Source organism: Hyphomonas sp. CY54-11-8 (assembly GCF_000682735.1).
Classification (GTDB): Bacteria; Pseudomonadota; Alphaproteobacteria; order Caulobacterales; family Hyphomonadaceae; genus Hyphomonas.
Genome location: NZ_AWFD01000038.1, coordinates 14,401 through 30,786 on the forward strand (window position 1 = coordinate 14,401; position 16,386 = coordinate 30,786).

Genomic DNA, 16,386 nt, shown 5'->3' on the forward strand with positions numbered 1-16,386 from the left:
AAGCCCTTTGGAGGTTAGGTGTCATGCACTCCTATGCTACTCCCATTCATGTTGTTCGTGCGTCCCAGCCGGACCTGCCCGTATGGTGTTTCCGTCCGGAGCGCGTCACTGCGGCCGCTAAATGGTTCCATGACTCGTTCTCGGCCGAGCCGTTCTACGCCGTGAAGGCAAACCCGGCCGAGCATGTTCTGGACGCGCTCTGGGCCGGCGGCGTGCGCAGCTTCGACTGCGCCTCCGACACGGAAGTCGAACTGATCCGTACCCGGTTCCCGGAAGCCCGCATTGCGTTCCTGCACCCGGTGAAGAATCGCCGTGCCATCGCCCGTGCCTACAAGGAATTCGGCGTGCGCATCTTCGTCACCGACACGATGACGGAGCTGAACAAGATCCTCGAGGAAACCGGCTACGCGACGGACCTGACGATCATCGTCCGTGTTGCTGTGTCTTGCGACGGCGCGGCCCTGCCGCTGGCCGGCAAGTTCGGCGCCGGTGCAGACGACGCTGCAGAGATCCTGCGCGAAGCCCGCCGTTATGCAGACGAGCTGGGCGTGTCGTTCCACGTGGGCAGCCAGGCGATGCAGCCGACGGCATGGGCAACCGCCATGGCCGACGTCTCCCGCATCATCATCACCGCAGGTGTCACGGTCGACATCGTCGATGTCGGCGGCGGCTTCCCGTCGATCTATGCAGACAACGCCCCGCCTTCGCTGGACGCTTATGCCGCCATGGTCGAAGCCTCGTTCGAGAACATGTTCGTTCTCGAAAACGCTGAACTGTGGTGCGAGCCGGGCCGTGCGCTCTGCGCCGAGTCGGAAAGCCTGCTGTGCCGTATCGAATTGGCGAAAGATGGCGCGCTCTACATCAATGACGGCTCCTATGGCGCCCTCTACGATGCGGTGCACGAGCGCTGGAACTTCCCGAAGCGCGCCATTGCTGGCGACGGCCGCAAGCTGCATGGCATGACGGCTTACACCGTGTACGGCCCGACCTGCGATTCGACCGACAAGTTCCCGGAAGAGATCATGCTGCCGGCGGGCCTGGCCGAGGGCGACTATATCGAATTCGGCAATCTCGGCGCCTATGGCCGTGCCATGTCCAGCCGCTTCAACGGCTTCGGCGAAACCGAAGTGGTGGAAGTGCAGGACGCCCCGTGGCCGACGCTCTACGGGTCGATCGGCGCCGAAGTCGTGTCCATCGGGTCGATGGCAACGCGCTGAAGTTCCGGAAAACCGTATCGCCTGAGGACGAGCGCGAGATCCGCCTCGTCTTCGGGCGAACTCGTCAGGAAGGCGTGGCCGCCGATGCCACGCGCCTTCGTATCTGCCGGCAGCACACGGATTGTCTGGCGGGCGATGGCTGCGCCTGAGTCGACATAGCTGACAGGCTGGGGCGCGCTGGCGATCAGCTGGCCGCGCACAAGCGGGAAATGGGTGCAGGCGAGCACGATCGTATCGATCTTCTCCCCGCCCGGCACCTCGAACAAAGGCGCCTGCACTTCGGCAAACCGGTCGATGTGAATGTCCTCGCCGCGCGCATGCGCTTCGGCCAGGCGGACAAGTTCGATACTGCCATGCATGATGACATGCAGGTGGCCGGCGAACGTCTCGATCAGTTCGGATGTGTAAGCCCGGCGGATCGTGCCCGGCGTTGCCAGCAGGCCGACCGTGCCGGTGCGGGTGAGCTGGGCAGCCGGCTTGATTGCCGGCACGGTGCCGACAACCGGGATGTCGAGCACCGCGCGCACGTCCTGCAGCGCGAGCGTCGAGGCGGTATTGCAGGCGATGACGAACACGTCCGGCTTCACCCGGTCGCACAGCGCCTTGGCCACTTTCGGCAGGCGCTCTCGCAGGGCTTCGTCTGACTTGTCGCCATAGGGAAAGAAACCGGAATCGGCAGCATAGTGCACGCCAAGCGCCGGGCCGAGCGCGCGGATCTCCTCCGCAACCGTCAGGCCCCCGACCCCGGAATCGAAGACGAGCACCCGCCCGCGGGCGGGAGACGGAACGAAATTGCCGGGCAGTGTCTCAGGCATGATGCAAGCCTATTCGCATTCGCAGGCGGCGAAAACGGGGCAGAAATCGGGTCGATTTTCAGACTCGGCGCGCATCGATGTCCTACCCGCCCGGCAACGCCTCCACAGCAAAGTTATTTTGAAAACGTCCCGGAGGGTGCTTATCTGGTCCGGAACGCGCTCCCGGCCAGCCGGGAGCCCCGCAGGCAGTGAGCATGGTCATTCTGAGATCCTTCTTCCTGGCAGGCCTGGCCCTGTTCTTCGCTGCCCAGCAGGCGCTTTGCGCCTGTGATGCGCCGCAGGAACAGGCACCGGCCGCAATGGAAATGGCGCACAGCATGCCAGCCGGGCATGCCTGCGATGAAACCCAGACACCGCATCATGACAAATCGGCCTGCCCGCATTGCAATGCTGACTATGACCTGATCGCCAAGGCCCCGCAGGCGATGGCCACTCCCCTGCTGCCTGTCAGCACGGCCCCGGCGGTCTTCCTGCCGTCCGAGGCATTCAGGGTCTCGGCGCCCCCCATGCGGCCGCCGAAATACACGCTCTACGAAGCGTCCGGCCCGCCTCGGCTGACGCCGCTCCAGTTGAAAACCCGCCTCCTGAATTGAGACCGGCCCGGTGGGCCGCGCCTTTGCGCGCCCGCCGCCAATGCCGTTTCCCCCTCAATTCAGAAGGATCATTCCCATGTTCAATCGACGTCATTTCCTGCAGGGCAGCGCCCTGATGGGGCTTTCGTCCATGCTGCCCGCCGCCTTGTTGCCGGCCTGGGCCCGCAGCGCCAGTGACGGCAATACCGGCCTCCCCAGGGAGACCGCCACGGAGTTCAATCTTTCCGTCGGGCGCTTCCCCGTGCGGATCGACGGACGTGCCGGCGAAGCCGTCGGCGTCAACGGCACGCTGCCCGCGCCGCTGATCCGTTTCCGCGAAGGCGACGAAATCACGCTCAATGTGACCAACACGCTGGACGTGGACACCAGCATTCACTGGCATGGCCTTCTCGTGCCGTTCCAGATGGACGGCGTGCCGGGCGTCACCTTCCCCGGTATCCGGCCGGGCGAGACGTTCACGTACAAATATGCCGTGCCGCAATCGGGCACCTATTGGTACCATTCCCATTCCGGCCTGCAGGAGCAGGAAGGGCACTACGGGCCGATCATCATCGATCCGCATCATCACGACCCGGTCGCCTATGACCGGGAATATGTGCTGGTCCTCTCCGACTGGAGCTTCGAGAGCCCGTACCGGATCTTCGCAAAGCTGAAGAAGATGAGCGATGCCTACAATTACCAGCAGCGCACCGTGGGCGACTTCCTGAAGGACGCGCAGGCGCGCGGCCTCGGCGCCGCCTGGAACGAGCGCGCCATGTGGGGCCAGATGCGGATGTCGCCGCGAGATATCGCCGATGTGACCGGCGCGACCTATCACTATCTGATCAACGGCCATTCGACCGCCGACAACTGGAACGGCGTGTTCAAAAAGGGCGAGCGCGTGCGCTTGCGCATCATCAATGCCTCGGCGATGACGATCTTTAATGTGCGCCTGCCGGGCCTGCCGATGACCATTGTCGCCGCCGACGGCCTGAACGTGCAGCCGCTGGAGGTCGACGAGTTCCAGATGGGCGTCGCCGAAACCTATGATGTCATCATCGAGCCGAAGGACGAGCATGCCTATGCCTTTGTCGCGGAGAGCATCGACCGGTCCGGACAGGCGGTCGCGACCTTCGGTCCGCAACCCGGCATGCGCGCCGAGGCCCCTGCCCTGCGGGCCGTGCCGACGCTGACCATGAAGGACATGGGCATGGATCATGGCAGCATGGACATGAGCGAGATGGACCATTCGGAAATGGACCACGCCACAATGGGCCATGACATGAGCGGAATGGAAATGTCCGGTCATGAAGGCCACGACATGAGTGGCCATGAGATGGGCGATATGGCCATGGATCATTCCGCACACGGCATGGCTGAGGATGCCGGCTGGCCGGTGGAGAAGAAAACCATCAAACGCGGCCCCGGTGTCGCAAATGTCGCCATGATGCCGATGAGCCGTCTCGACGAGCCGGGCATCGGCCTTGAAGACGTGGGCCACCGCGTAATGCGTTATTCCCAGCTGCGCAGCCTGACCCGCAATCCGGACCTGCGCCCGCCGGGCCGCGAGATGGAGATCCACCTCACCTCCAACATGGAACGCTACATGTGGAGTTTCGACGGGGTGAAGTTCTCCGAAGTGACGGAGCCCATCATCTTCCATGAAGGCGAGCGCCTGCGGGTGACGCTGATCAACAATACGATGATGCCGCACCCGATCCATCTGCACGGCATGTTCTTCGAACTCGTCAATGGCGGCGGCGACCATAAGCCCCGCAAGCACACGGTGATCGTGAAACCGGGCGAGAAGCTCTCCTTCGATGTCTCGGCAGACCATGTCGGCGACTGGGCGTTCCACTGCCACCTGCTTTACCACATGCATGCCGGCATGATGCAGGTCGTTTCCGTCCTGCCGTCCACGGACAAGACGCCGATGGATCATGAGCACATGGACCATGAAATGATGGGCCATGACATGCCCATGGAGCACGAAATGCCGATGGATCATGACATGATGGATCATTCTGCCATGGGCCATGACAAGCACGGGGAGATGAAGTGATGCAGAGGACGCTCCTTTCCGCATTCGCCGCGCTCGCCTTTGCTGCCGGCGCTTCGGCCCAGACGCATGACCATCACAGCACCTCTCCGGAGGAAAAGCCCTGGTCGCAGGCCGACGCTTATTTCGACCCGGCCGAAATGGACGCGGCCCGCGCGCATGTGCAGGCCCATTCCGGCGGCTCGCCATTTGCCATGGTCCGGTTTGACCGGCTGGAAGCTCAGTCGTCTGACGGGGAAACCACCGGTGTCTGGGATGCCGACGCCTGGTATGGCGGCGACATCAACAAGATCTGGCTGAAAACCGAGGGAGAGTATTCCTTCGAGGAAAACGACCTGGAAGAAGCCGAAGTCCAGCTGCTCTGGTCCCGCGCGATATCGCGCTACTTCGACCTTCAGACCGGTGTACGCTACGATTTCGAACCAAAGGGACAGGCCCATGCCGTACTGGGCGTCCAGGGGCTCGCCCCCTACTGGTTCGAAGTGGACGGCGCCGCCTTCCTGAGCGAGTCAGGCGACCTGACCGCCAGCTTCGAAGCCGAATACGAACTCCTGCTGACCAATCGGCTGATCCTCCAGCCCCGGCTGGAGGTGAATTTCTCGGCACAGGACATTCCGGAACGGGAGCTTGGCTCAGGCCTGACCGATCTGCAGGCCGGTTTGCGCCTGCGTTACGAAATCCGCCGGGAATTCGCCCCCTATATCGGCGTCGAATACCAGAGCGCCTTCGGCGGAACAGCAGACCGGATCGAGGCCAGCGGCGGGGACGCCGACGACACACGCTTCGTCATCGGCGTCCGAACCTGGTACTGACCCGGCCATTCCAGGCCGATCCCACAACACAGAACCCTTTGATTCCCTTGAATTAAAGGGTTCTGCATCGCCTATGGCATGAGTCTTGTTGTGCAATGCAGCATAGAGGCGTACTGTCCAAGTCAGAAAAGGGATACAGGACTGATGGAATATTGGCTCATGCCTTGGCGCGCGACGCTGTCTGTTGCCGCTGCCACGCTCGAAACCACGCTGGTCATGCAGAAAAGCCTCGCCGGCCTGACAGGAGTGGGCGGCCTTGAGACAATGGACGAGAACCGCCTGCGCGATGCCTTCCATGCCGCCGCCGACGTGAACCTGCGCCGCTGGGGCGATACAGCTGAAATGCTGCAGAACCTGCCGGGCTGGTACCGGGACCTCGGCCGCATGCCGGGCGACCTGATGACTGACTGGTTCGACGCGCATCACCGGTCGGCGACAGCAGACTGATCGGGCCGTCCTAGGCTTCGTCCGGCTTGCGGCGCATCGCCGGCAGCCAGACCCCGAAGGCTGACCCCTTCTCCATCACCGTTTCCACCGCCATGCCGCCGCGATGGTGCGCCATGATGTGTTTCACGATGGCAAGCCCCAGTCCGGTGCCGGTGATCTTGCCGCCCCGGCTCTGGTCCGTCCGGTAAAAGCGCTCGCCCAGACGCGGCAGGTGCTGGCGTTCGATCCCCGGGCCCTCGTCTTCCACCCTGACCCAGATCGCCGGTTCGCCCGGCCCCGGCCGGTTGACCGACTGCAACAGCGTCATCCGCTCACTGTCGTCCCAGGCCTGCCCGGCTTTCGCACGCGCCTCGACCGTGTCGGCGGCGAAGCCGTAAGTAACCCGCACCTTGCCATCCTTGCGGCAGTATTTGATCGCGTTGGAAATCAGGTTCTCGACCACCTGGATCAGCTCGTCCCGGTTACCGATAACGGGCAGCGGCGTGTCGATGCCAGAGACTTCCAGATGGACATTGCGTTCATCGGCGAGACCTTCCAGCGCGGCCGCACCTGAGGCCATCACGTCCTGCATGTCGACCTGGTCGCGCGGCGCGACCTGTTCGGAAGACTCGATGCGCGACAGGGACAAGAGGTCTGAAATCAGGCGGGACATGCGCTCGGACTCGACCGCCATGATGTCCAGAAACCGGCCCCAGCTATCCGGATCATCCTTTGCCGGGCCGCGCATGGTTTCGATGAAACCCGACAGTGCCGTCAGCGGCGTGCGCAGTTCGTGGCTGGCATTGGCGATGAAATCGGACCGTGCCCGGGCGGCCCGGCGCAGCGGCGTCAGGTCTTCCAGCACGATCAGCACGCGGCCACCATCCAGCGGACGTGAGACATGCGCGCGCCAGGTTTCGTTCGGGCCGGCATCGACTTCCACGGCCAATGGCGCGTCAACCCTGGTGTGAATGGCCTTGTCGATCGCAGACAGCAGGGCCGGTGACCGGATGACCGTCGACGCACGCGGCCGGACCCGGTTGTCGAGACGCAGAATGTCTTCCGCCTCGGCATTGAAAGCCACGATCCGCTCGTCCAGATCGATTTCAAATGCGGGCAGCGGCAGCGCCTTGAGCGGAATGGATGCCGCCGAAGGTCCGGGCACGATACTGTCCGCTGCGCCATCCGTCACAGACGACGCCGGCAGGACCGTTGCCGAGCCAACATAATAGGCCCAGGCCACCGCTCCGGCTGCGATCAGGGCGGCGGCTGCCTCGATGAAACCGATGGACCCTGTCGCGAGCAGCAGGACCAGCACGGCCGCGAAACACGATATGAGCACGACAAAGTCACGGACACGCAACGTGGTTGCACGCCGTACGCCGCGTTCGGCGCCCTTCTGGGGGGGTGTAGCCAGCGCTTCAGTCATGCGGTTTCCCTGTGGGATCCCTTCCACACACACGTAGGTTTTAGGCGCTATCGCGACAGCGTGAAGATGCCAAGCCCCGCATCCGTACAAGCCTTCCCCAAAGTAAGCCCTTTACCTGCATGTAATTATTGAAAATCGATAATTTCTCGTTGACAGTCGAATAGAGCGCGCGTAATTCGCTGCATATACAGACAGGAGCAATGCCTAAGGCATGAAACGATCAATCCTCTTCGCGGGCACGGCATTTCTTGCAGCGTGCGCCTCTTCTCCGGCAAATCTTGGCGGTCTGGCAGGCGAACGCGTTGATTTCTTTGCGCAAGCACCCGATGCACCCGCCGAATGGATGGCAAGCGGTGTCACTGGAAAGGCGCCCAAAGGCGACTGGCTGAGTCAGTTCAACGACCCGGTGATGCTGTCGCTGGTGTCGGAAGCGCTCGAGAACAATCCGAGCCTGAAATCCCGCGCGGCCACGATGCGCGCCGCTGAAGCGGCCACCCGAACAGCACGCTCGGCTGGCCGGCCGAGCCTCGATGCTTCGGTGTCTGCCGGCGCCACGTCGACCGGCGTGAAGACGGCAACCGGCACTGACCGGATCGACAGCGAAATCTATGGTGTCGGGCTCGACGCCAGCTGGGAGCTGGACCTGTGGGGCCGCATCGGCGCATCCGTGAACGCAGCAGAGGCAGACTATGCCGCGTCCGAGGCCGATCTGGCCGCAGCGGAACTGTCGCTGGCGGCCCAGACGGCCATCGCCTGGATCAACCTGAACGAGGCAATGGCCCAGGAACGCGTGGCCGAACTGACTTATGATGCGCGCGACCGCGTGCGCCTGCTGACCGAGCGCCGCTTCCAGCGCGGCCTGGTTGATGCGCTCGACGTGCGGACCGCCCGCTCGGCCCTGGCGAATGCGGAAGCCGCGATCGCAACGCGTCGCCAGATTACCGGCGAAGCTGCCCGCCGGCTCGAAATCCTGCTCGGCCGTTATCCGGCCGCCGAGATTGCCGCGTCAGCTGAACTGCCCGCCCTCGGCCCACTGCAGCCGGAAGGCAACCCTGCCCTTCTGCTGTCGCGCCGGCCGGACATCGCAGCGTCCGAAGCCCGGATCGAAGCCGCCGGCATGCGTGCCGAGACCGCCCGGCTGGCCATGCTGCCGTCCTTCGTCCTGTCGGCTAGCGCATCGACCAGCGAAAGCGACCTCGCCGACGCGTTCGACCCGGAACTGATCGCAGCCCGCCTCGTCGCGAACCTCATTGCGCCGATCTTCAAAGGCGGACGCCTCGATGCCCAGCGTGATGCTGCCGTGGCGCAGGCAGAAGCCGCTGTCGCCAACTATGCCAGCGCCGCGCTGTCGGCCTGGGGCGAAGTCGAAAATGCCGTCGCAGCGGACATGTATCTTGCCGATCAGGAAGAAGCCCAGGCCCGGGCACTGGAAGAAGCCCGGCTGGCCGAAGACCTTGCCCTTCGCAAGTACACGACCAGCGGTACACTGACGATCTTCAACCTGATCGACGCCCAGACCCGGCGATTGACCGCAGAGAGCCAGCTGATCTCTGTTCGCGCCAGCCGCGCCACCAACCGTATTTCCTACCACATCGCCCTCGGCGGTGGCCTCCCGGTCCAGACCGCCACGACCGAAACGACGCCCACCGAAGCCGCCGCAGAATAAGCCCCAGGAGTTCCATCCATGGCCCGTATCATCGCCATCGCTGCCCCCATCGCAATCATTGCCGTCCTTGGCGTCGGCGGAACCGTCGTCCTGCAGAACCTCAAGCCGGAACCCGAGAAGGCTGAAGAGGCGCGCATCGGTCTCAATGTCTTTGCCGAAAAGGTTCGCCGCGGCGATCTTGAAATCACGGTCGAAGCGCAGGGCGAAGTGCGCCCGCGCCGCGAAATCGTGGTGGCCCCGCAGATCTCCGGACGTATCGCCTATGTCTCGCCTGACTTCATCGATGGCGGCTTCATCAAGCAGGGCCAGCTGCTGGTTCGTGTCGAAGCGGCTGACTATGAACTGGCCGTGGTGCGCGCCCGTTCCGGCGTGGCCTCTGCCGAGCAGGGCCTGACCCGTGAAATCGCAGAAGCCGAGCTGGCGCAGCAGGATATCGAGGACCTCGGCATTTCCGATGTCTCCCCGCTGGCCCGCCGCGAACCGCAACTGGCCCAGGCTCGTGCCGCCCTCGACGCAGCCAAGGCACAGCTGAAGGATGCCGAGCTCGCGCTGGAACGCACTGCGGTCTACGCCCCCTTCGCCGGCCGGGTGTGGGAACGCGATGTCGATATCGGCCAGGTCGTCGCCACCGGCCAGTCGCTGGGACGCATTTTCGCCAATGACGTCGTCGAAGTTTCACTGCCGCTGGACGACGAGGAAATGGGCCGCCTCGGCCTACCGCTCGCCTTCGCCGCAAGCGACCAGCAGCCCGGACCGAAGGTCGACTTCTCGGCCACGGTCGGCGGTGTCGAAAGGCACTGGACCGGCGAAGTCGTCCGGACGGCTGCCGCGGTCAATTCCCAGACCCGCCAGATCAACGTGATCGCCGAACTGAAAGACCCGTATGGCAAAGGTGCCGATGGCGGTGCGCCGATGGCGCCCGGCCTGTTCGTCAATGCCGTGATCCACGGCGACACCATACCGGACGTCCTGATTGCGCCGCGCGCCTCCCTGCGCGGGGGCGACCGGATTTTCATTGGTGATACCAAAAAGGGCACGCTGTCGATCCGCACGGTCGACCTGATCTACTCAGATCCGCACGGCGCCTATGTCCGCACCGGCATCGACGCGGGGGAGTTCGCCATCACGTCCCCGATCCAGGCTGCCTTTGACGGCATGAACATTACCGTGATGGAGCGTCTGCCAGACGGCACCATCAAGACCTACGAACCGGTGGAAGACACGCCGGACGGGGAAGAAGTTGAGGAAACAGCCATGCGCCTGACCAGCGCCAAAGGAGCCTCCGAATGAACGGGATCGTCGCCTGGTTCGCCCGCAATGCCGTTGCCGCGAACCTTCTCATGATCGTCTGTTTCGTCGGGGGTGTCTTCGGATACACCGCGATGGAACGGGAAATGTTCCCGGTCGGAACGTTTAACGGCGCAACCGTTTCGATGGCCTGGCCTGGCGCTTCGCCGCAGGACATCGAAGAGCAGATCGTGACGCGGATCGAGGAAGCCGTGGCCGACCTCGACGGCGTGAAGCGTATTACGTCGACGTCTTCTGAAGGGTTCGGTTCGGTCAATATCGAAGGCCAGAACGACATCGACATGATGCAGTTTCTGGACGAAGTGAAGCTTCGGGTCGACCAGATCAATAACCTGCCGCAAGCCGCCTTCCAGCCACAGGTGCGGCGCTGGGAACAGCGCGACCAGTTCATGGGGCTCGCTGTTCACGGCAAGGTCGATGGCCGGGAGCTGAAACGCCTCGGCGACCGGGTACGCGATGACATTGCCCAACTGCCCGGCGGCGAGCTTGCCGAACTGCAGGGTACACTGGACGAACAGGTGAACATTGAGGTCACCGAGGAATCCCTGCGCCGTTTCGGCCTCAGCTTCGGCGATGTGGCCAATGCCATCCGGCAGTCTTCGCTGAACTCGTCCGGCGGACGGATCGAATCCTCAACTGGTGACGTTTCGATCACGACCCGCCAGCTGGCAGATACAGCAGACCAATTCAACAATATCATCATCCGCCAGACCACCGAACAAGGCACGGTCCGTGTCGAGGATGTTGCCGAGGTCATCGACGGGTTCGTGTCGGACAAGTTCAGTGCGCTTTATGGCGGTGAACCGACGGCCTTCGTCATGATCCGGGCGCCGGACAAGATGGACGTGGTGAACTACACCCAAGGCTTCCGGGATTATGTGGAACGTGCCAATGACCCCAGAAACGGAATCCTGCCCCAAGGCGTGAAGATCGATATCCTCTGGGACGATTCCGAGGCGTTCAACGACCGCATGCACCTGATCACGTCGTCTGCACTGCAGGGCGCGGTGCTGGTGCTGATCGTGCTTTTGCTGTTCCTCCGCCCGACGGTGGCCCTCTGGGTCACGGTCGGCATCATGACCGCGTTCGGCGGCGGTATCCTGATCCTCCCCTATCTGGGTGTGTCCTGGAACATCCTCTCCACCTTTGCCGTGCTGCTGGTGATCGGGGTGATCGTGGACGATGCCATTGTTGTGGGGGAGAATATTCACAAGGAAGTCGAAAGCGGCCGGCGCGAAGGCCTGGACGCTGCAATTGTCGGAACCCAGATGGTTCTGAAGCCGATCATATTCGGCGTGTTGACCACGATCATTGCCTTCCTTCCCTGGGCATTCCTCAGCGGACCGGAAAGGCAGTTCACGCAACAGATCACCTTCGTGGTTGTGGCCGCCCTCTTCTTCTCCATCGTCGAGTGTATGCTGATCCTGCCGGCGCACCTGTCGCACATGAAGAAGCAGAGCTTCGACGGTGCCAGCGGTGCCTTCATGAAGGTCCAGCGACGGATCGCCGACAGCCTGCTCTGGTTTGCCAACAACATCTACAAGCCGATGCTCGAATTCGCGCTGAAGTTCCGGTACGCGACAACAGCCTTCTTCTTCTGCCTGTTCTACCTGGCCTTCAGCCTGTCCAGCATGAAGTTCGTGCCGTTCCAGTTCATGCCCGAGATTGAGGCTGACCTGATCCAGGTGCAGATCGAAATGCCGGACGGTACGCCATATGAGCGTCTCATCCAGGTCCGCGACCAGCTTCAGGCCGGGATCGAAAAGAGCGAACAGCAAACGAAGGACGAGCATCCCGAAATCAAGGACGGCCTGATCCGGGATGCGTCGGTGATTGCCTATGGCACGAATGTGCGCGCCTTTATCGGCCTCGCTGCCCCTGAAGACCGCCCGGACACGATCCGGTCCAAGGACCTCGCGGAAATCCTGCGGACCAATGTCGGCGAAATCCAGGATGCCGAAGAGATCAATTTCGCCTTCACCTTCAATGACAGTGACACGGGTGTGCGCTTTGCCCTCAGCAACCAGAACCTCGATCATCTGCGCGATGCTGCCGATGTCGTGAAGGCGCAACTGGCGACCTATGCCAATGTCTATGATATCGGCGACAACCTGTCTTCGGCGGCCGACGAGATCCGGATCACCATGAAGCCCGGCGCCGAAACTCTCGGGGTGACGCTGGCCGATGTCTCTCGCCAGCTGCGCCAGGCCTATTATGGTGAGGAAGTCCAGCGCCTGCCTCGTGAGGGCGAAGATGTCCGGGTCATGGTGCGGCTGCCGGAATCGGCACGCGAGAACCTGGACAGCCTGAACTCTCTCCGTGTACGCACGTTGGATGGCCGCGAAATTCCGGTGACACAAGTGGCCGACTTCTCCTACGCCCCCGGCATCAACCGCATTCAGCGGCGCGACCGGATGCGCTCGGTCTATGTCTTTGCCGAAGTGAAGGGCGAAGGCGGCCGCGGAGAAATCATGGCAGACATGGAAGCGAACTTCTGGCCGGAATTCCAGAAACAGTTCCCGGACGTAAAACGCGGCGAGGCCGGCGGCTTCGAGGAAGAAAACCAGTTCATGAACGAAATCGGCCGGCTGACCCTGATCGCCATCGGTGCGATGTACATTCTGCTGGCGATTGCCTTCCGCTCATATGCCCAGCCTGTACTTTTGATGATGGCTCTGCCCTTCGCCTATGCAGGCGCGCTTTTCGGCCTCTGGTTCTTCGACACACCGATGGCACTGTTCTCCTTCTTCGGGATCGCTGCGGCCGCGGGGGTCGTCATCAACGACAACCTTGTGCTGATCGACTATGTCAACAAACGCCGGGAGGAAGGCGCAGGCGCCGTTCAGGCGCTGGTCGACGCTGGCGTGTCGCGCTTCCGCCCAATCCTGCTGACATCGCTGACCACCATGGTCGGGATCCTGCCTCTGCTATCACAGCGGTCCGTACAGGCCCAGTTCCTGAAGCCGATGCTGGTGGCGCTTGGGTCAGCCGTCGGGTTTGCGATCTTTATCTCACTGTTCCTGGTGCCGGCGCTTTATGTCATCGGCGCTGAAGTCAAACGGATCTTCGCCTGGACCTGGGGCGGCCAGCCCTTCCGGCACATTGGCGACGGATACTCCGGTCATGTCACGATCGACGAGGAAGAATTGATCGGCACGAGCGGAGGGAGTGGCAGTCCGCCTATGGCACCGGCGGAATGATTTGCTAACAAACAACCACAGGGCATGCCCCTCGCGCGCTGCGGGGGGCATGGGATTTGAGTAAGGAGAAACTCAGGATGAAACATCTTCTGTTGGGCACAGCAGCCATTGCGTTGCTGGCCGGGTGTACCCCCAAGGCGTCCGCGCCTGCAGAAGGCGACAAGGTCGCTGTCGTAGAAACCACGCCGCCGGTCGCCAATGCGGACGGAAAGTATGAAACCAGCGAAGGCCTTTTGCTCTCGGCTCCGGACTATTGGGGCAGCTGGGGGATCGACCTCAGCGTCCAGGACACCAATGTCAAACCAGGCAATGACTTTTACGCGTGGACCAATGGCAAGTGGCTGGATTCCTTCCAGATCCCGTCAGACCGTTCGCGCTACGGCTCGTTCGACCTGCTGGCTGAGAAGTCCGAACAGCGCGTCCGCAAAATCATCGACGACCTTGCCGCACAAAAGCCGGCCATTGATACGCCGGAAGGCAAGATCGGCGCCTATTACAACGCCTATCTCGACACCGATGCCATCAATGCCGCCGGCCTTGCGCCAGCGCAGCCCTATCTCGACAAGATCAACGCGATTCAATCGCAGGACGACCTCGCGGCCCTGTTTGCGACGCCCGGGTTCAGCGCGCCGATTGGCGGTTTCGTCTTCGCCGACGACAAAGACCCGGACACGAACATCTTCCAGATGCGCATCAGCGGCCTCGGCCTGCCGGATCGCGATTATTATCTGAAGACGGATGACAAGTCGGTAGAGCTTCGCGCCAAATATCTCGACCTGCTCACCTTCATGCTTGAAAAGGCCGGCTATGAAGAAGCTGCCGGAGAAGCGCAAAAGGTGCTGGATCTCGAAACTGAGATTGCCAAAACTGATTGGGATCGCGCCCTCGCCCGCAATCCGGAGATCACCTACAACAAGGTGAGCAAGGATGAACTCGTCGCGATGGCAGGCGACTTCCCGCTCGTCCGTGCGCTCGACACGATGGGTATCGGCGGCGAGAGTGAATTCCTCGTTGCAGAAGTTCCGCCCACGCCGGAAGAACTGGAGGCCGCCGGTATCTCCGGTGAAGATGTAGCCAAACTCGGCGGCGGGTTCCCGGCAATGTTCGAAGTTGTCAGCGAAACGCCGCTCGATACCTGGAAAGCCTATCTCACCGCGCACTTCCTGTCGGACTTTGCCAGCGTGCTGCCCAAGGAGATCGATGACGCCGACTTCGCTTTCTACGGCACCGCCCTGCGCGGCCAGCCGGAACAGCGCGAGCGCTGGAAGCGGGCCGTCCAGGCAACCCAAGGCACGCTCGGCGAAGCCATCGGCAAAGTATTTGTCGAGCGCTACTTCCCGCCGGAGAACAAGGCGGCGATGGACGATCTTGTCGCCAACCTCCGCAAGGCCATGGCCGCAAACCTCGAAGACCTCGGCTGGATGAGCGAGGCGACCAAGGTAAAGGCCGAAGCGAAGCTCGACGCCTTCACGCCGAAGATCGGCTATCCGGACGAGTTCGAGACCTATGACACGCTCGTGGTGGGCAACAATGCGCTCGACAACGCCATCGCAGCGCAGAAATGGGCAACCGAGGACAATCTTGCAGATCTCGGCCAGCCCGTGGACCGCACGCGGTGGTTCATGACCCCGCAGACGATCAACGCCTACTACAACCCGTCCTTCAACGAGATCGTGTTCCCGGCTGCCATCCTGCAGCCGCCTTTCTTCAACGTCTCGGCCGACCCGGCCGTGAACTATGGTGCCATCGGCGGCGTCATCGGGCACGAAATGGGTCATGGGTTTGACGACCAGGGCGCCAAGTATAATGGCGAAGGCGTTCTCAAAAACTGGTGGACAGAAGAAGACCTCGCTGCCTTCCGCCAGCTGGGCGATGCCCTGGCCAAGCAGTACTCGTCCTACTGCCCGCTCGACGACGGTGAGACCTGCGTGAACGGCCGTCTGACCCTCGGCGAGAACATCGGCGACCTCGGCGGCCTCTCCCTCGCCTACCGGGCTTACAAGATGTCGCTGAATGGCAAGGAAGCCCCGGTGATCGACGGGCTGACCGGCGACCAGCGCTTCTTCATGGCATGGGCCCAGGTCTGGAGATCGAAGTACCGTGAAGAGGCGACCCGCCAGCAAATGCTGACGGACCCGCACTCTCCGCCCGGCTTCCGCGTCAATGGCGTCGTCCGGAACCTGGACGCATGGTACGATGCGTTCGATATCCAGCCTGAAGACGCGCTCTACCTCCCGCCGGAAGAACGCATCCATATCTGGTAATCCGGAATTGAAAATCGTGTGATCTGGAGGCGGCGCTACAGTTAGCGCCGCCTCTTGCATTTGTGCTCAATAGGATATTAAGGGTTTCGGCCCATATTTTGCGACTTGGGTGGAGTTCGTTAGCGATTGGAGCGCTAGACTACGCCATGAGTATGAAACCGCGCCTCTTTGGGACAAAAAAACCTGACGGTCCCGATCTGGGACGGATTCAGCGTACGCTCCAGAACTCGGTGACGTCGATCGCCTCCCGCGCAGATCATCAGAACATGAGCCGCGCCGAACGGGCCAAAGTGTACCGTGAAGCCGCCGTCGCCTACGATTCCGGCTATCGCCGCAAAGGCATCGTCCTGGACTATACGAGCAAAGGTGTTCGTCTGCGCTTCCCGACCAATGAGAGCCTGCCCCCCTCGGTTTATCTCTATGCTGGCGCTGTCGGTCTTGAGGGACCGGCCCGGGTTGTCTGGCAACAGGGGTCTGAAGCCGGGCTTGCCCTGCAGGTCTGATCACGGTTTCACGCGCGATCAGGGCTCCCAGATCGGCGGTTCTCCCTGAATTCTGAGTTGCTTTTCGGTACTCTTTTGCCCCTGCCCCAGTTTGCCGCACCTCTTCTGACCTTTT

General features: G+C 62.3%; 12 protein-coding genes. 10 read left to right on the plus strand and 2 right to left on the minus strand.

Annotated features, from left to right (window positions below):
- Nucleotides 1–23: 23 nt before the first annotated feature.
- Entirely contained in the window at nt 24–1,217 is a 1,194-nt protein-coding gene (locus HY17_RS18165; protein WP_034769348.1) for a type III PLP-dependent enzyme, read from the plus strand.
- On the opposite strand, the gene murI is transcribed toward HY17_RS18165, so the two are convergent.
- Nucleotides 1,163–2,032, minus strand: a complete 870-nt coding sequence (gene murI / locus HY17_RS18170) for a glutamate racemase (RefSeq protein ID WP_051600306.1) — start codon at nt 2,030–2,032, stop codon at nt 1,163–1,165. The genes HY17_RS18165 and murI overlap by 55 nt on opposite strands.
- A gap of 194 nt (nt 2,033–2,226) precedes the next feature.
- Between murI and HY17_RS18175 the strand changes: the two genes are divergently transcribed.
- The 4 genes from HY17_RS18175 (at nt 2,227) to HY17_RS18190 (ending at nt 5,922) form a co-directional block, all read left to right on the plus strand.
- Complete coding sequence (locus HY17_RS18175) at nt 2,227–2,625, plus strand: hypothetical protein (protein ID WP_034769353.1); 399 nt, start codon at nt 2,227–2,229, stop codon at nt 2,623–2,625.
- A 76-nt stretch (nt 2,626–2,701) separates the two neighbouring features.
- Nucleotides 2,702–4,666 (plus strand): copper resistance system multicopper oxidase, encoded by a 1,965-nt coding sequence (locus HY17_RS18180; protein ID WP_034769356.1) that lies wholly within the window; start codon nt 2,702–2,704, stop codon nt 4,664–4,666.
- Complete coding sequence (locus HY17_RS18185; protein ID WP_034769357.1) at nt 4,666–5,475, plus strand: copper resistance protein B; 810 nt, start codon at nt 4,666–4,668, stop codon at nt 5,473–5,475. Before HY17_RS18180 ends, HY17_RS18185 begins: the two co-directional genes overlap by 1 nt.
- 144 nt (nt 5,476–5,619) lie before the next feature.
- Nucleotides 5,620–5,922 carry a hypothetical protein gene (locus tag HY17_RS18190; RefSeq protein ID WP_034769358.1) on the plus strand — a complete coding sequence of 101 codons (303 nt, stop codon included), beginning with the start codon at nt 5,620–5,622 and terminating at the stop codon, nt 5,920–5,922.
- A 10-nt stretch (nt 5,923–5,932) separates the two neighbouring features.
- Here the strand turns inward: HY17_RS18190 and HY17_RS18195 are convergent, their stop codons facing one another.
- Nucleotides 5,933–7,330 (minus strand): ATP-binding protein, encoded by a 1,398-nt coding sequence (locus HY17_RS18195; RefSeq protein ID WP_051600307.1) that lies wholly within the window; start codon nt 7,328–7,330, stop codon nt 5,933–5,935.
- 211 nt (nt 7,331–7,541) lie between these two features.
- On the opposite strand from HY17_RS18195, the gene HY17_RS18200 reads away from it, so the two are divergent.
- The 5 genes from HY17_RS18200 (at nt 7,542) to HY17_RS18220 (ending at nt 16,271) form a co-directional block, all read left to right on the plus strand.
- Nucleotides 7,542–8,996 carry an efflux transporter outer membrane subunit gene (locus HY17_RS18200; RefSeq protein WP_065382704.1) on the plus strand — a complete coding sequence of 485 codons (1,455 nt, stop codon included), beginning with the start codon at nt 7,542–7,544 and terminating at the stop codon, nt 8,994–8,996.
- Between the two features lie 18 nt (nt 8,997–9,014).
- On the plus strand, nt 9,015–10,286 hold the full coding sequence (locus tag HY17_RS18205; RefSeq protein WP_034769359.1) for an efflux RND transporter periplasmic adaptor subunit: 1,272 nt from the start codon (nt 9,015–9,017) through the stop codon (nt 10,284–10,286).
- Nucleotides 10,283–13,504, plus strand: a complete 3,222-nt coding sequence (locus HY17_RS18210; RefSeq protein WP_034769361.1) for an efflux RND transporter permease subunit — start codon at nt 10,283–10,285, stop codon at nt 13,502–13,504. The genes HY17_RS18205 and HY17_RS18210 overlap by 4 nt, the downstream gene beginning before the upstream one ends.
- Before the next feature lie 77 nt (nt 13,505–13,581).
- Nucleotides 13,582–15,768, plus strand: coding sequence for a M13 family metallopeptidase (locus HY17_RS18215; RefSeq protein WP_034769362.1), 2,187 nt, complete (start codon nt 13,582–13,584; stop codon nt 15,766–15,768).
- Between the two features lie 146 nt (nt 15,769–15,914).
- Nucleotides 15,915–16,271 (plus strand): hypothetical protein, encoded by a 357-nt coding sequence (locus HY17_RS18220; protein WP_034769364.1) that lies wholly within the window; start codon nt 15,915–15,917, stop codon nt 16,269–16,271.
- The last annotated feature ends 115 nt before the right edge of the window (nt 16,272–16,386 follow it).

Excerpts from the sequence above, each read along its gene's own strand:
- HY17_RS18195 (WP_051600307.1), bottom strand. The coding sequence starts at position 7,330 with ATGACTGAAGCGCTGGCTACACCCCCCCAGAAGGGCGCCGAACGCGGC.
- HY17_RS18205 (WP_034769359.1), top strand. The coding sequence starts at position 9,015 with ATGGCCCGTATCATCGCCATCGCTGCCCCCATCGCAATCATTGCCGTC.
- HY17_RS18220 (WP_034769364.1), top strand. The coding sequence starts at position 15,915 with ATGAGTATGAAACCGCGCCTCTTTGGGACAAAAAAACCTGACGGTCCC.
- HY17_RS18210 (WP_034769361.1), top strand. The coding sequence starts at position 10,283 with ATGAACGGGATCGTCGCCTGGTTCGCCCGCAATGCCGTTGCCGCGAAC.
- HY17_RS18165 (WP_034769348.1), top strand. The coding sequence starts at position 24 with ATGCACTCCTATGCTACTCCCATTCATGTTGTTCGTGCGTCCCAGCCG.
- HY17_RS18190 (WP_034769358.1), top strand. The coding sequence starts at position 5,620 with ATGGAATATTGGCTCATGCCTTGGCGCGCGACGCTGTCTGTTGCCGCT.
- HY17_RS18215 (WP_034769362.1), top strand. The coding sequence starts at position 13,582 with ATGAAACATCTTCTGTTGGGCACAGCAGCCATTGCGTTGCTGGCCGGG.
- HY17_RS18175 (WP_034769353.1), top strand. The coding sequence starts at position 2,227 with ATGGTCATTCTGAGATCCTTCTTCCTGGCAGGCCTGGCCCTGTTCTTC.
- HY17_RS18180 (WP_034769356.1), top strand. The coding sequence starts at position 2,702 with ATGTTCAATCGACGTCATTTCCTGCAGGGCAGCGCCCTGATGGGGCTT.
- HY17_RS18185 (WP_034769357.1), top strand. The coding sequence starts at position 4,666 with ATGCAGAGGACGCTCCTTTCCGCATTCGCCGCGCTCGCCTTTGCTGCC.
- HY17_RS18200 (WP_065382704.1), top strand. The coding sequence starts at position 7,542 with ATGAAACGATCAATCCTCTTCGCGGGCACGGCATTTCTTGCAGCGTGC.
- murI (WP_051600306.1), bottom strand. The coding sequence starts at position 2,032 with ATGCCTGAGACACTGCCCGGCAATTTCGTTCCGTCTCCCGCCCGCGGG.